Source organism: Escherichia sp. KTE96 (assembly GCF_000408525.1).
Taxonomy (GTDB): Bacteria; Pseudomonadota; Gammaproteobacteria; order Enterobacterales; family Enterobacteriaceae; genus Escherichia; species Escherichia marmotae.
In genome coordinates this window covers 52,590-65,856 of the sequence record NZ_KE137147.1, presented here as the reverse complement: position 1 = coordinate 65,856, position 13,267 = coordinate 52,590, and the positions used below count along the sequence as shown (strand labels likewise).

11 protein-coding genes and 1 tRNA gene are annotated in these 13,267 nt (G+C 49.8%); 5 read left to right on the top strand and 7 right to left on the bottom strand.

The genetic code is table 11. From position 1 onward, the window contains the following. The first annotated feature begins 262 nt into the window (after positions 1-262). From A1WG_RS17835 to luxS, 5 genes are all read left to right on the top strand, one after another. Positions 263-339 (top strand) — tRNA-Arg (locus A1WG_RS17835). A gap of 277 nt (positions 340-616) precedes the next feature. After that, entirely contained in the window at positions 617-1,183 is a 567-nt protein-coding gene (yqaB, locus tag A1WG_RS17840) for a fructose-1-phosphate/6-phosphogluconate phosphatase (RefSeq protein WP_001516932.1), read from the top strand. Then, the gene (locus A1WG_RS17845; RefSeq protein WP_001287460.1) at positions 1,180-1,608 is read left to right on the top strand and encodes a YqaA family protein; all 429 of its coding nucleotides are present in this window, start codon (positions 1,180-1,182) and stop codon (positions 1,606-1,608) included. Before yqaB ends, A1WG_RS17845 begins: the two co-directional genes overlap by 4 nt. Positions 1,609-1,680: 72 nt before the next feature. Then, positions 1,681-3,237 (top strand): glutamate--cysteine ligase, encoded by a 1,557-nt coding sequence (gene gshA / locus A1WG_RS17850; protein ID WP_001516931.1) that lies wholly within the window; start codon positions 1,681-1,683, stop codon positions 3,235-3,237. 149 nt (positions 3,238-3,386) lie between these two features. Next, on the top strand, positions 3,387-3,902 hold the full coding sequence (gene luxS / locus A1WG_RS17855) for an S-ribosylhomocysteine lyase (RefSeq protein ID WP_001516930.1): 516 nt from the start codon (positions 3,387-3,389) through the stop codon (positions 3,900-3,902). A 122-nt stretch (positions 3,903-4,024) separates the two neighbouring features. Here the strand turns inward: luxS and A1WG_RS24095 are convergent, their stop codons facing one another. From A1WG_RS24095 to A1WG_RS17890, 7 genes are all read right to left on the bottom strand, one after another. Continuing rightward, complete coding sequence (locus tag A1WG_RS24095) at positions 4,025-6,664, bottom strand: autotransporter outer membrane beta-barrel domain-containing protein (protein ID WP_016242533.1); 2,640 nt, start codon at positions 6,662-6,664, stop codon at positions 4,025-4,027. Between the two features lie 623 nt (positions 6,665-7,287). Beyond that, on the bottom strand, positions 7,288-8,826 hold the full coding sequence (gene emrB / locus A1WG_RS17865; protein WP_001516928.1) for a multidrug efflux MFS transporter permease subunit EmrB: 1,539 nt from the start codon (positions 8,824-8,826) through the stop codon (positions 7,288-7,290). A 16-nt stretch (positions 8,827-8,842) separates the two neighbouring features. Further along, positions 8,843-10,015, bottom strand: coding sequence for a multidrug efflux MFS transporter periplasmic adaptor subunit EmrA (gene emrA, locus A1WG_RS17870; protein ID WP_001516927.1), 1,173 nt, complete (start codon positions 10,013-10,015; stop codon positions 8,843-8,845). A gap of 126 nt (positions 10,016-10,141) precedes the next feature. Next, complete coding sequence (emrR, locus tag A1WG_RS17875) at positions 10,142-10,672, bottom strand: multidrug efflux transporter EmrAB transcriptional repressor EmrR (RefSeq protein ID WP_000378441.1); 531 nt, start codon at positions 10,670-10,672, stop codon at positions 10,142-10,144. Positions 10,673-10,762: 90 nt separating this feature from the next. Next, complete coding sequence (gene ygaH, locus A1WG_RS17880) at positions 10,763-11,098, bottom strand: L-valine transporter subunit YgaH (protein WP_001516926.1); 336 nt, start codon at positions 11,096-11,098, stop codon at positions 10,763-10,765. Beyond that, positions 11,088-11,825 carry an L-valine exporter subunit YgaZ gene (ygaZ, locus tag A1WG_RS17885; protein ID WP_000254577.1) on the bottom strand — a complete coding sequence of 246 codons (738 nt, stop codon included), beginning with the start codon at positions 11,823-11,825 and terminating at the stop codon, positions 11,088-11,090. Before ygaZ ends, ygaH begins: the two co-directional genes overlap by 11 nt. Positions 11,826-11,948: 123 nt before the next feature. Then, positions 11,949-13,133, bottom strand: coding sequence for an MFS transporter (locus A1WG_RS17890; protein WP_001516925.1), 1,185 nt, complete (start codon positions 13,131-13,133; stop codon positions 11,949-11,951). Positions 13,134-13,267 lie beyond the last annotated feature (134 nt).

The following is a 13,267-nucleotide window of genomic DNA, read 5'->3' as shown; positions in this document are numbered from 1 at the left end:
AGCTGGATAGAGTACTCGGCTACGAACCGAGCGGTCGGAGGTTCGAATCCTCCCGGATGCACCATATTCTCCGTAACCTTCAGCGATGAAGGTATTGAAGAGGTGGTGGTACTAACCGCAGGCACCAGGGAGGATAACGTTGCTTTAGCAACGGCCCGAAGGGCGAGCCGCAAGGCGAGTAATCCTCCCGAATGCACCATCTCTTGCTTGATATGGCTTTAGTAGCGATATCAATATCAGCAGTAAAATAAGCTTTCCCGATGCATCCGTAGCTCAGCTGGATAGAGTACTCGGCTACGAACCGAGCGGTCGGAGGTTCGAATCCTCCCGGATGCACCATTCTCTTCGTATTATCCACGATTGATAATCTTCATGGTCTGCAAAATTGACGCAAGCACCAGGGAGGATAACGTTGCGCCAGCAACGGCCCGAAGGGCGAACGCCAGTGAGTCATCCTCCCGGATACACCATCTTCTCCAAAAGATCCCCTCAAAAATATTTCATTTCTAAATGACGATTTTATCCATTTCCTGAATAATCTTCCCCTTCGCCATCAGCGACAAAATCAAGCAATTACGCTAAAGTAGCGTCATATTTTTCGATTTGTGAGAAGGCCATGTACGAGCGTTATGCTGGTTTAATATTTGATATGGATGGCACCATTCTGGATACCGAGCCTACGCACCGTAAAGCGTGGCGCGAAGTATTAGGACGTTACGGTCTTCAGTACGATGTACAGGCCATGATCGCACTTAATGGTTCGCCTACCTGGCGTATTGCCCAGGCGATCATTGAGTTGAACCAGGCCGATCTCGACCCACATGCTCTGGCGCGTGAAAAAACAGAGGCGGTAAGAAGCATGCTGCTGGATAGCGTCGAGCCGCTTCCTCTTGTTGACGTAGTGAAGAGTTGGCATGGTCGTCGCCCAATGGCTGTCGGTACGGGGAGTGAAAGCGCTATAGCTGAGGTGCTGTTAACACACCTGGGATTGCGTCATTATTTCGACGCGGTCGTTGCTGCCGATCACGTCAAACATCATAAACCTGCGCCAGACACATTTTTGTTGTGCGCACAGCGTATGGGAGTGCAACCAACACAGTGCGTGGTCTTTGAAGATGCTGATTTCGGTATTCAGGCTGCTCGCGCCGCAGGCATGGACGTTGTGGATGTTCGCTTGTTGTGAGTGAGGCGCTATCGCTCTTCTCGTTGTTTGCCAGTAGTTTTCTCAGCGCTACACTATTACCCGGCAATTCGGAAGTTGTGCTGGTGGCAATGTTACTTTCTGGGGTGAGTCATCCCTGGGTTTTAGTATTAACAGCAACAATGGGTAATAGCCTTGGAGGGTTAACTAACGTTATCCTTGGGCGTTTCTTTCCATTGCGCAAAACATCGCGCTGGCAAGAAGAAGCCATTGGCTGGCTGAAACGCTATGGCGCAGTCACACTCTTATTAAGCTGGATGCCAGTGATTGGCGACTTACTGTGTCTGTTAGCGGGATGGATGCGCATCTCGTGGGGACCAGTAATCTTTTTTTTGTGCCTTGGTAAAGCGTTGCGCTACGTTGCGGTTGCAGTAGCCACCGTTCAGGGCATGATGTGGTGGCACTAATTGTAGGCCTGCACACATGGCCACCATTACAGTTATGCTAATTAAAACGATTTTGACAGGCGGGAGGTCAATTTGATCCCGGACGTATCACAGGCGCTGGCCTGGCTGGAAAAACATCCTCAGGCATTAACGGGGATACAGCGCGGTCTTGAGCGCGAAACTTTACGTGTTAATCCAGATGGCACACTAGCAACAACGGGTCATCCTGAAGCATTAGGTTCCGCACTGACGCATAAATGGATCACGACCGATTTTGCCGAAGCGTTGCTGGAATTTATTACGCCGGTCGATGGCGATATTGAACATATGCTGACCTTTATGCGCGATTTGCATCGCTATACCGCGCGTAACATTGGCGATGAGCGGATGTGGCCGTTAAGTATGCCATGTTACATCGCGGAAGGTCAGGATATCGAACTGGCGCAGTATGGCACTTCCAATACCGGTCGCTTTAAAACGCTGTACCGTGAAGGGCTGAAAAATCGCTATGGCGCGCTGATGCAAACCATCTCCGGCGTACACTACAACTTCTCTTTACCAATGGCATTCTGGCAGGCGAAGTGTGGTGATATCTCGGGCGTTGACGCCAAAGAGAAAATCTCAGCGGGCTACTTCCGTGCTATCCGTAACTACTATCGCTTCGGTTGGGTTATCCCGTATTTGTTTGGCGCTTCCCCGGCGATTTGTTCTTCTTTCCTGCAAGGTAAACCGACGTCGCTACCGTTTGAGAAAACCGAGAGTGGCATGTACTACCTTCCGTATGCGACCTCTCTTCGTTTGAGCGATCTGGGCTATACCAATAAATCGCAAAGTAATCTTGGCATTACCTTTAACGATCTCTACGAGTACGTAGCTGGTCTGAAGCGGGCAATTAAAACGCCGTCGGAAGAGTACGCGAAGATTGGTCTTGAGAAAGACGGCAAGCGACTGCAAATCAACAGTAACGTACTGCAGATTGAAAATGAACTGTATGCGCCGATTCGTCCGAAACGCGTTACTCGCAGCGGTGAGTCGCCTTCTGATGCGCTGTTGCGCGGCGGCATTGAATATATCGAAGTGCGTTCGCTGGATATCAACCCCTTCTCACCGATAGGTGTTGATGAGCAGCAGGTGCGTTTCCTCGACCTGTTTATGGTCTGGTGTGCGTTAGCTGACGCGCCGGAAATGAGCAGTAGCGAACTTGCCTGTACACGCGTCAACTGGAACCGGGTGATCCTTGAAGGGCGTAAGCCGGGGCTGACGCTGGGAATTGGCTGTGAAACTGCACAATTCCCGCTGCCGCAGGTGGGCAAAGATCTGTTCCGGGATCTGAAACGTGTTGCGCAAACCCTGGACAGCATTAACGGCGGCGAAGCGTATCAGAAAGTGTGTGATGAGCTGGTAGCCTGCTTTGATAATCCCGATCTGACTTTCTCTGCCCGTATCTTACGGTCTATGATTGATACTGGCATTGGCGGAACTGGTAAAGCATTTGGTGAGGCTTACCGCAATTTGCTGCGTGAAGAGCCGCTGGAAATTCTGCGTGAAGAGGATTTTATTGCCGAACGCGAAGCGTCTAAACGCCGTCAGCAGGAAATGGAAGCTGCAGATACCGAACCGTTCAAGGTGTGGCTGGAAAAACACGCCTGACAGAAAAGAAAAAGGCCACTCGTGAGTGGCCAAAATTTCATCTCTGAATTCAGGGATGATGATAACAAATGCGCGTCTTTCATATACTCAGACTCGCCTGGGAACAAAGAGTTCAGAATATTTAAAAAAAAATTACCGGAGGTGGCTAAATGCCGTTGTTAGATAGCTTCACAGTCGATCATACCCGGATGGAAGCGCCTGCAGTTCGGGTGGCGAAAACAATGAACACCCCGCATGGCGACGCAATCACTGTGTTCGATCTGCGTTTTTGCGTGCCGAACAAAGAAGTAATGCCAGAAAAAGGTATCCATACTCTGGAGCATCTGTTTGCTGGTTTTATGCGCAACCATCTTAACGGCAACGGCGTTGAGATCATCGATATCTCGCCAATGGGTTGTCGCACCGGTTTCTATATGAGTCTGATTGGTACGCCAGATGAGAAGCGTGTCGCTGATGCCTGGAAAGCGGCAATGGAAGATGTACTGAAAGTGCAGGATCAGAATCAGATCCCGGAACTGAATGTCTACCAGTGTGGCACTTACCAGATGCACTCGTTGCAGGAAGCGCAGGATATTGCACGTAGCATCCTGGAACGTGGTGTGCGTATCAACAGCAACGAAGAGCTGGCGTTGCCGAAAGAGAAATTACAGGAACTGCACATCTAGTCAGTTTAAGCAGAAGAAGCCGGACATGCAGTAGCACCGTCCGGCTTGCCTGATGCGCTACGCTTATCAGGTTGATGCAGGGAGCGCGCCACCCGTATACCGCGACGGGCGGCAAAGTGGCATCAAAAGAGATATTTCATACCCAGCATTCCCTGGGTATCGCTGTAACCGTTGTCACCCAACTGCTGGGCGACGTTGCCCCACAGTTGCAGACGCGGATTAAGCTGACCTTCCACCCCGACTTTTAACTCACCGATGTTACGCGCACCGATGATTTCATCGCTGATGCCATCCATTTTCACACTGTAATTGCGGGAGTTATAAATCCAGTTGGCTTCCACAAAAGGCTGGAAGGAACGCTCTTTATGCTCATCAAGAGCATTATGGCCTTGCAGATACGCTTTCACCCCCAGACGCGTTTGCAGGTTGCCTTCGGTGCTGTCCTCAACCAGAGTGCCATTGTCTTCAGTATGATTGTCTGCCTTCACATCCATCCACGTCAGTTGCATTTTTGGCTGCAACCAGTAGCTGGTACGCGCATCGGCGCTTTCACCAAGACGGAAGGTATAACCCGCTTCAATGGCGGCGGTGATGCCGTCAGAGTGATATTTCTCACCCGGCAGGTACTCGCCGGAGACGGTGTTATCAAACCAGTTATAGAGCAACCAGCTATCAACATAAGTCCCGGTTTTGTCCGCTTCGTTAGCGTACCAGGTGCCATACACCCCCACACTGTAGCCGTCGATTTGCCCACGTGAGCTGTACCCGGTCAGGTTGGAATGGGTGTGACTCTTGCTGTTGGCATAGCCAGCCATTAAGCCGAGATGCCAGCGATCAAGGTCATTACTGCTCCATTGTGCGAGGTCGCCGCCCAGTTGCAGAACATAACGGTTGCTCTGGGTGCTCAATTCATCCGAACGATCTTTAAAGCGATTATGCCCGCCAATGTTACGCATCCACAGGCTGGTTACTTTCTGCTCGCCGGTCAGCAGGTCGGTGTATTGTGTTTCCCCCAGACGGTCATGCAGTCGGGTATTAAACAGCGTATTTGCCGCCTGAATATTGGCCAGATAGCTGCCAATTTCCGGGCGATACAGATGTTTTCGTTCTGGTTGTGGAACAGATGGCGTAACAGGTGGCTCCGGTGTCACAGGCGGTTCTGGTGTTACAGGGGGTTCTGGTGTTACAGGTGGCTCAGGATCTGGTTCCGGGATGACGGGCAGTTCCGGTGGGGTATACGGTCCTGCGGGAATTTCACTGGTTAAAAACCAGTTCTGGTTGTCGCTTTTTACCACGTTGTAGTCATAGGGACCGGCAACAATACGACCTTCTTTACTAAACGTTCCCTCTGATGCGCCAGTTATTTCAATAATGCGGATCCCTTCAAGCGTATCGGCTCCCTGACCACCGGCATTACTAACACTCACACGGGTATGACCAGACGTGTTGCCTTTTACAATTAATTTATCAGTCGCGGAATTATCATCGCCGAGTTCGGTACGCATAACTAACAAACCATTATTAGCAGTGTAATTGCCATTAATGGTGAGTGTGGCAGGCGTGAATTTGTCGCCATTTTTTGAGGAAGATAGTGTTGCTGTACCCGCCAAATCCAGTGTATTTAAGGTTTGTGAAAAACCGTCTAAATCGATATTCCCTTCACTGTCGACAACATAATCGGAGTTTGGGCTGAAGGTATCGTTGACACCGGCGTGCAAAGTGCCTTTATTTATATTCGTTTGGCCAGAGTAGGTATTTGCGCCTGTCAACGTCGTGACTCCGGAACCTTCCTGGTTAACTTCGCCTTTGCCAACTATATCTGCAGCCAGGATAAAATCTTCGCTGGAGTGGTTAAAATTAATTTGTGCAGCACTATCCCCGGCATTACTTCCCATATGGATAATCGGCGTCTTGATGATCCCCGCTTTCTGTTCTGCTTCTCCCTGCGCTCCACCAATGTTTAGAATACCGGTGCTGGTTTCTGCTATCCCAAGCCAGATAAATTGATTAGCACTGACCGTGGCATTATTACTAACAGTAAGTATCCCCTTTGCCTCGTTCTGCGATGAGTTCAATCCCCCGAGGTTGATATATTCATTCACTGTTAATGAAGAATTGTCGCCATCAACCAGCGTTTCACCGTATCCAGTCCCGTGAAAATCCCCTGTACTTCCAGTAAAACCAATGAGCACATCCTTTGATGCCGTAAGATGACCGCCATGCGTGATTTCGAGTTTACCTGTTCCCTGATCGCCGACCATCACATACGTTGCAGAAACGGAAGAACCCGCACCGTCAATAATGACTTGCCCTTGTGCCTGGTAATCATATTCACCGATTCTGAATTCATTTAAATCGGTGATAGTACTGCCGCTAAGCACCATTAAGGTTCCTGAACCACCATTGATACCTAAATAAATATTGTGTTCATAAGGCGATGCATTATTAATCGTCAGATGAGTATTGTTTTCTAATTTCATTATCCCTGAAGTTGCATTACCGATTGTGATTTTGGAGGTGGTCAGATCACGCCCGTCTATATTCAACGTACCTTCACTTGTTTCTCCAACATTAAGAAAACGAAATTGATTCCAGGTTGATGAATTATTTTCGGATGAGGATAGCGTTACAACATCATTATTGTTGATAGTAACATCGCTGTTGATACTTGTTGGTGGTGCCCATGCCAGTGAAACGGGTATTGATAACACGGTCGAAATAGCTATTGCCAGCGTTGACAAGGGATGCTTTTTGATGTTCATAAAGTTCCTTCTCATCCTTATGATTTATTTTAAGATAAATAACAAATCCACAGTAACGACGTAAAAACTTAATTTTTAAGACCACTGAAAAGGGTTACTGCTCTATCAAATGAAGAGTAGTGCGTGAAACCAATGTTTATAAACCAGTTTAATTTGTAATTAATTTAATATTAATTTGTTTTGATGGTTTAGGCGTTGTGCTAAAAAATAAGTTGCATAATTTTCTATAGGAAAAATCTTTAAATACATTAAGTGGTAAAAAGTGACAAAAAGAAAAGTTAGAAAAATCATCAAGATATATTCTGCCGATGCTTTTCTTGAATTTAATAATGATGGCAAATTAATTTTATGTTTATTGTTTGCACATTTACTTAGAGTTGGTAAATACCAGGATTTTTGTCAAAAAAAATAATATAAATATGCTTTCCGCACATCGATAAAATGCATAAAAATATGAGATAAAATATGCCGTTATTAGGAAAAATATAAATAAATTGTCTGTTTTTTTTGATTGATGAACTGCTTATTAAGCAACCCTGAATAATGGCATCATTTGGCATTGATAAAACAACCGTTTGCAGAATAGGCAAATAAAAAGGGAGCCGCAGCTCCCTTTGACAACATTAATGCGCACCGCCTCCGCCGCCACCTGCGCCAAATGGCGGCCTGGCAAACCACACCAGTCCCAGCAGGACGAGGAATATCCCGGCCGACATCCAGAAGATCTCATTAGCGGAAATAATCAGCCCCTGATTGGTGATCTGCTGAGCAATCCAGCCGGAAGCCTGCTGTTGCGTCATTCCCAGACCCTCCAGTTGATGGTACATCGCCTGGGCGTTCGGGTTATACGGATTCACCGACTCGGTCAACTGCGCATGATGCAGCGACTCGCGGTTGGTCCACATGGTAGTGGTTATCGACGTGCCAATAGACCCCGCCAGCGTTCGCGTAAAGTTGGAGAGACTCGACGCCGCCGCCAGTCGTTCAGGTGGCAAACCAGAAAGCGTAATGGTGGTCAGCGGCATAAAGAAGCAGGCCACCGCGAAGCCCTGGATAAACTGCGGCCAGGCCGACGCGCCAAAATCCATACCGGGTTCAAAGGTATAAGCACGCCAGTAGAAACAGACGGCATACATAATAAAGCTGAAGGTTACCAGCCGACGCATATCCAGTTTATGCGCAAAACGACCGATAATTGGCGACAGGATCACCGGGATAATCCCTACCGGCGCAGACGCCAACCCTGCCCAGGTTGCTGTGTAGCCGTAGACTTCCTGCAACAATTGCGGCAGCAAAACAATCGCGCCGAAGTAGAGCATATAAGCGAGGCTGATACACAAGCAGCCAATGGTAAAATTGCGTGACTTAAACAGCGACAGATCAACTATTGGGTTGTCATCTGTCAGCTCCCAGACAATCAGGAAGCTGATAGCCACTACCGCCACCACGGTGAGAATGATAATTTCCTGTGATGAGAACCAGTCCAGTTCTTTACCCCGGTCGAGCATAATCTGCAGGCTACCGATACCAATCACTAACAGCGCCAGCCCCACGGCATCAATCCGTCGCCGCTCGGTGCGGGTTTCGCGTCCGCGCAAGGTCTGTAGCGTCATCAACACCACTGCCACGCCAATTGGCACGTTGATAAAGAAGATCCAACCCCAGTGATAATTGTCGCTGATATAACCGCCGAGGATCGGGCCGCAAATAGGCGCGACAATCACCGTCATTGACCACAAGGCCAGTGCGATGGAACGTTTGGCTGGCGGGTAGTTATTCAGTAATAGACTTTGTGAAAGCGGGATCAATGGCCCGGCGACAATCCCCTGAATGACGCGGAAGAAGATCAGCATATTCAGACTACTGGAAACACCACACGCCCACGAAGCAATGGCGAAGGCGATGGTCGACCAGAGGAACAGCTTCACTTCCCCGACGCGCTTCGCCAGCCAGCCGGTAAGCGGGATCGAGATGGCGTTCGCCACCCCGAAGGAGGTGATCACCCACGTTCCCTGGCTGAGCGATGAGCCAAGGTTTCCGGCGATAGTAGGGATCGCCACGTTAGCAATGGTGGAGTCCAGCACCTGCATGAATGTCGCCAGCGATAGCGCAATCGTCATAATGACCAGTTGCGCACCTTCCAGCGGTTTTTGCTGTTGCATCACACGCACCTCTGGATTAGCCAGCGTTAGCTTTTACGATATCGTCGATCAGTTTATTGACGGGTTCCAGGCTGATTTCACGAGCGGTACTTACTGCTACCGGCGTGGAACGTACTTTGTTAGCCAGTACCTGGCCGTCACGGTTAGTGGTATTGACGCTCACCAGTGTGGATAAACCGATCCGTAGCGGATATTGCTCAAGTTGCTTTTGATCCAACTCGATACGAACAGGCAGACGCTGAACCACTTTGATCCAGTTACCGGTAGCGTTTTGCGCCGGAAGCAGCGAAAACGCGCTACCCGTACCCATATCCAGACCGACCACTTTACCGGTGTATTTCACGTCATCACCGTAAATATCAGTGGTGATGGTGACCGGCTGGCCGATACGCATATTGGCAATCTGGGTCTCTTTAAAGTTGGCATCCACCCACATATTAGTCGCCGGAACGACCGCCATCAGCGGCGTTGTTGGGCTAATTTGCGCACCCGGTTGAACGGCACGGCGGGAGACATAACCGGTCATCGGGCTGACAATACGGGTACGTTCCAGCGCCAGCCAGGCATTGCGCACTTCAGTGGCAGCTTGTTGCACGGCCGGTTGATCTTCCAGTTTAGTACCCAGAATCATCGCCTGATTGGCATTGTATTGTTGAATGGCGACATCCAGTTGCGCCTGGGCGCTGGTAACAGCATCGCGGGCGTGTTGCAGCTCTTCGCGGCCAATCAGGTTGGCATTACCCAGCGGCACGCGGCGGTTGTAGTCGCTTTGTGCTTTGGCGAGGGCGATTTTCTGCACCTCAATATTTGCCTGCAACTGCTTGCTGTTAATCATCAGTTGGTGGGTCTGGCGTACGCTGGAAGCCAGTGCTGTTTTGGCTTTTTCAAACGCCTGGCGAGCATCAGTCGGGTCGAGAGTGACCAGCACATCGCCTTCTTTTACAAAATCGGTGTTATCGGCCCAGACTTTCGTCACGCTGCCTGACACCTGAGACATAATTTGAATCTGATTCCCTGCCACGTATGCGTCATCAGTTTCTTCGAAATGACGCAGTACCAAAAACCAATAAATCCCTATCGCTACGGCAATAATAATAAAGAGCAAGGTGAGAAGGAGGAGCAGACGCTTACGTTTGCCGCTCTTCTTTACCGGTTGCTGCGGGCTTTGTGTCTCCGCATTTGCGCTCATAGTATTCTCCACGATCTTCTTAACTCATCGGCTGAGCCGACCTGCTTGCCAAAAAGGCCAGCACGTTGCGATGCTGGCCGGTCAGTTTTTCTTTTATAAATCTGGATTTTTGAGCGAGATGACGCGTTAGCTCATCGCTTCGAGAACCGCACCGTCTTGTTCCATCTGATCGAGACGGGAGAGCAATTTGCGGGTGATTTGCTCAAGCTGATCTTTTTCTGTTGTGCTGAGCGCGGACCAGAGTTGATGCAGGCAGTTATGCTGCGGCGGTAAAACCTCGCGCAAAAACTCGTGACCTTTTTCCGTTAATTGCAGATGCAGGCAGCGGCGATCGTTATCGCTTTCACGACGTTCGATCCAGCCGCGTTTTTCCAGTTCATCGGCAATACGCGTCGCATTGGTACGGGATGATCCAAGAGCACAACTTAATTCAGAAGGCTGAATGCTGTGGTTTTCCTGAGACTCCAGCGTAATCAACGCCATAAACAACGTCTCGTTAATCCCCTGAGCCTTCAGCATTTTATTGCGGTTTTCCAGCAACTTGCTCTGCATATGCATGCAAAGACGGGTCAGAAGGATCTCCTGATAAGGAAAATCTTCGTGGCGGCTGGCGCGAAATTTTAGCATTTGTTCAATGGGCGTAAACGAACTATCCATTTGGGTATGACCTCATTAATTTCAGCCGATATAGTAACGACAGTGACAAATAAAGTAAATGTATTGTTTTAGAAAAATGATTCTTGTGGGTTATATAATCGCCATCACTTTCCAGGCCAGCCCGTAGGCCAGCGCACTTATCAGAGTGGGGACGATAATGCTGCGTGTTTTATAGAAACTGCCACCCAATACTGCAAAACCAACCAGTGTGGGCACGAAGCGGCGTGAGTCGTGCATCACTTCTGGTGCGGTAGAGACAACCAGCAGAGCGCAAATTGAGGCGATGCCAATGGTGTCGAGCAAAATACCCACCGCGCCACGCTTGGTTGGGCGGGTATTACCCACCCGCAGGCGCAGTGGTAAATAGCGGAAGCAGTAATTCGCCGCGCCAACCAGTAATCCAAGCAGTAAAACCTCATAGCTCATCAGCGGCTCCTTGCCAGAATGCCTGGATTAACGCAGTGAGGCAGCCAAAGACAATGCCTGCCAGAATGGCGACGGGAATAGAAAATAGCGTTACGCCTGCAAGGGCACCAACTAACGCTGCGGTAACGCAAAGAGATTGTTTGCGCTGGAAAGAGGCGAGCAGGAAACTCATAAAGAGAGCCGGCAGCATAAAGCCTAATGCTGCTTCAACGGCGGGATAACCTTGCAGCAAACCGCCGCCCGAAAATGCCCCTATTACCGTACCAAATACCCACGATGACCATGAACTGAAGGCAATGCCGATCATCCAGTTTTCGCTCCAGCGGCGATTATTACGTACCAGTTTTGCCGTTGCAGCGGCAAAAACCTCGTCCGTCAGGCCAAACGCCCACAGGGCGGTTTTCGATTTTTGCAGACGCTGAACAATACGGCTACGCAGTGACGGGCCATACAAAACATGGCGAACATCCATTGCCATCACGGTCAGTGCAGCAATCCACAAACTACTCCCGGCTGCCAGCATCGCGGTAATGACAAACTGGCTCGCACCTGCATAAATGATGCAGGAGAAAAAAACACTTTCGAGGGGAGTGAAGCCCTGGCGGGTTGCATTCAGACCGAACGCAAAAGCCACCGGAATATAACTAATAACAATCGGTAAACTGTCTTTGCATCCTTCCATGAAGGTCGCCGGACCAGAAGCTGGCAGAGGAGTAGGGCTTACCATAGAGTGTACGCTTAACGATTGTTAATATTATAAACAGACTGAATGAATATCTTAACCTTATCAGACTGATGGGCTTCTTAACACCCTTATAAGTGTAAAGCCACGAAAACGGTTGCTGATTGCTTAATTTGCGGCTTCCTGACGATGAAAACCTCGCCACCAGACCACCAGGTTAACCAGGGCGATCACCGCGCCAGCCAGACAAACGCCAGCCCAACCCGCATGTTGCCAGGCGGATGCAGAAATCAGTGAACCGGCAGCACCGCCAATAAAGTAACTGGTCATGTAGCCTGCGGTCAGGCGATTACGCGCATCAGGGTGAATACGGTAAATCACGGTTTGATTGGTGATATGCACGCCCTGGACGGTGAGATCCAGCACCAGGATGCCGATAATCAGCGCCAGTACGGAAGTTTGACCAAACCAGATTGCCAGCCATGAAAGTAACAACAACAGCAGACCAAACGTTGTTGTGAGGTGCGATTTTCCTTTATCGGCAAAACCGCCCGCCGGGCGAGCGCCCAACGCCCCGGCAGCTCCCGCAAGGCCAAACAGACCAATCACGCCATCGCTGTAATTAAAAGGCGGCGCGGCGAGCAAAAAAGCCATCGATGTCCATAGAATGCTGAAGTTGGCAAAGGTCAGGCAGCCCAGTAACGCGCGGGTACGCAGGATCTTATCGCTGATAAACATGCTGAAAACGGAACCTAACAACTGTGGGTAGTTGAGGTGGTTTTCTGATTTCATTTGTGGCAGGCCGCGCCATAACGCCAGCGCCATCAGTGCCATTAACACCGATGCGACCCAGAAGACGGTGCGCCAGCCGCCGAGGTTTGCCAGCAATCCTGCAACGGTACGTGCCAGCAAAATCCCCAGTAGCAAACCGCTCATAATGGTGCCAACCACCTTGCCGCGTTTGTCTGGTGAAGCCAGTGTTGCCGCCAGTGGAACCAGAATTTGCGCCACGACCGAGAATAAACCGGTTAATGCCGTTCCGAGGATCATCATGGCGAGTGATTGACTGCTGGCGGTGATCAACATACCGCCTGCAGCCAGTAAGGTCATGGAAACAATCAGGCGTCGGCGTTCAAACATATCGCCCAATGGGACAAGAAACAGCAGGCCAGCGGCATAGCCTAATTGTGCGGCGGTGACAATAAAGCCCGCCGAACTGGCGGAAAGAGAAAAGTTACGCGCGATGGTGTCGAGCAATGGCTGGGCGTAATAGTTGCTGGCGACTGCCAGACCGGTGGCGATCGACATCAGCACGATCAGCGCCGGGCTAAGCTCATGATTGGTTTTAGTCATTATTGTTGTTTATCAGGTGATGATTAGTCTGGAAATCAATAATAGCGGATGTTTATGAATGGGGGCGAAAGATAGCTTGTTGAAATGTGCTGTGTGGTTTGTAGGCATGATAAGACGCGTCAGCGTCGCATCAG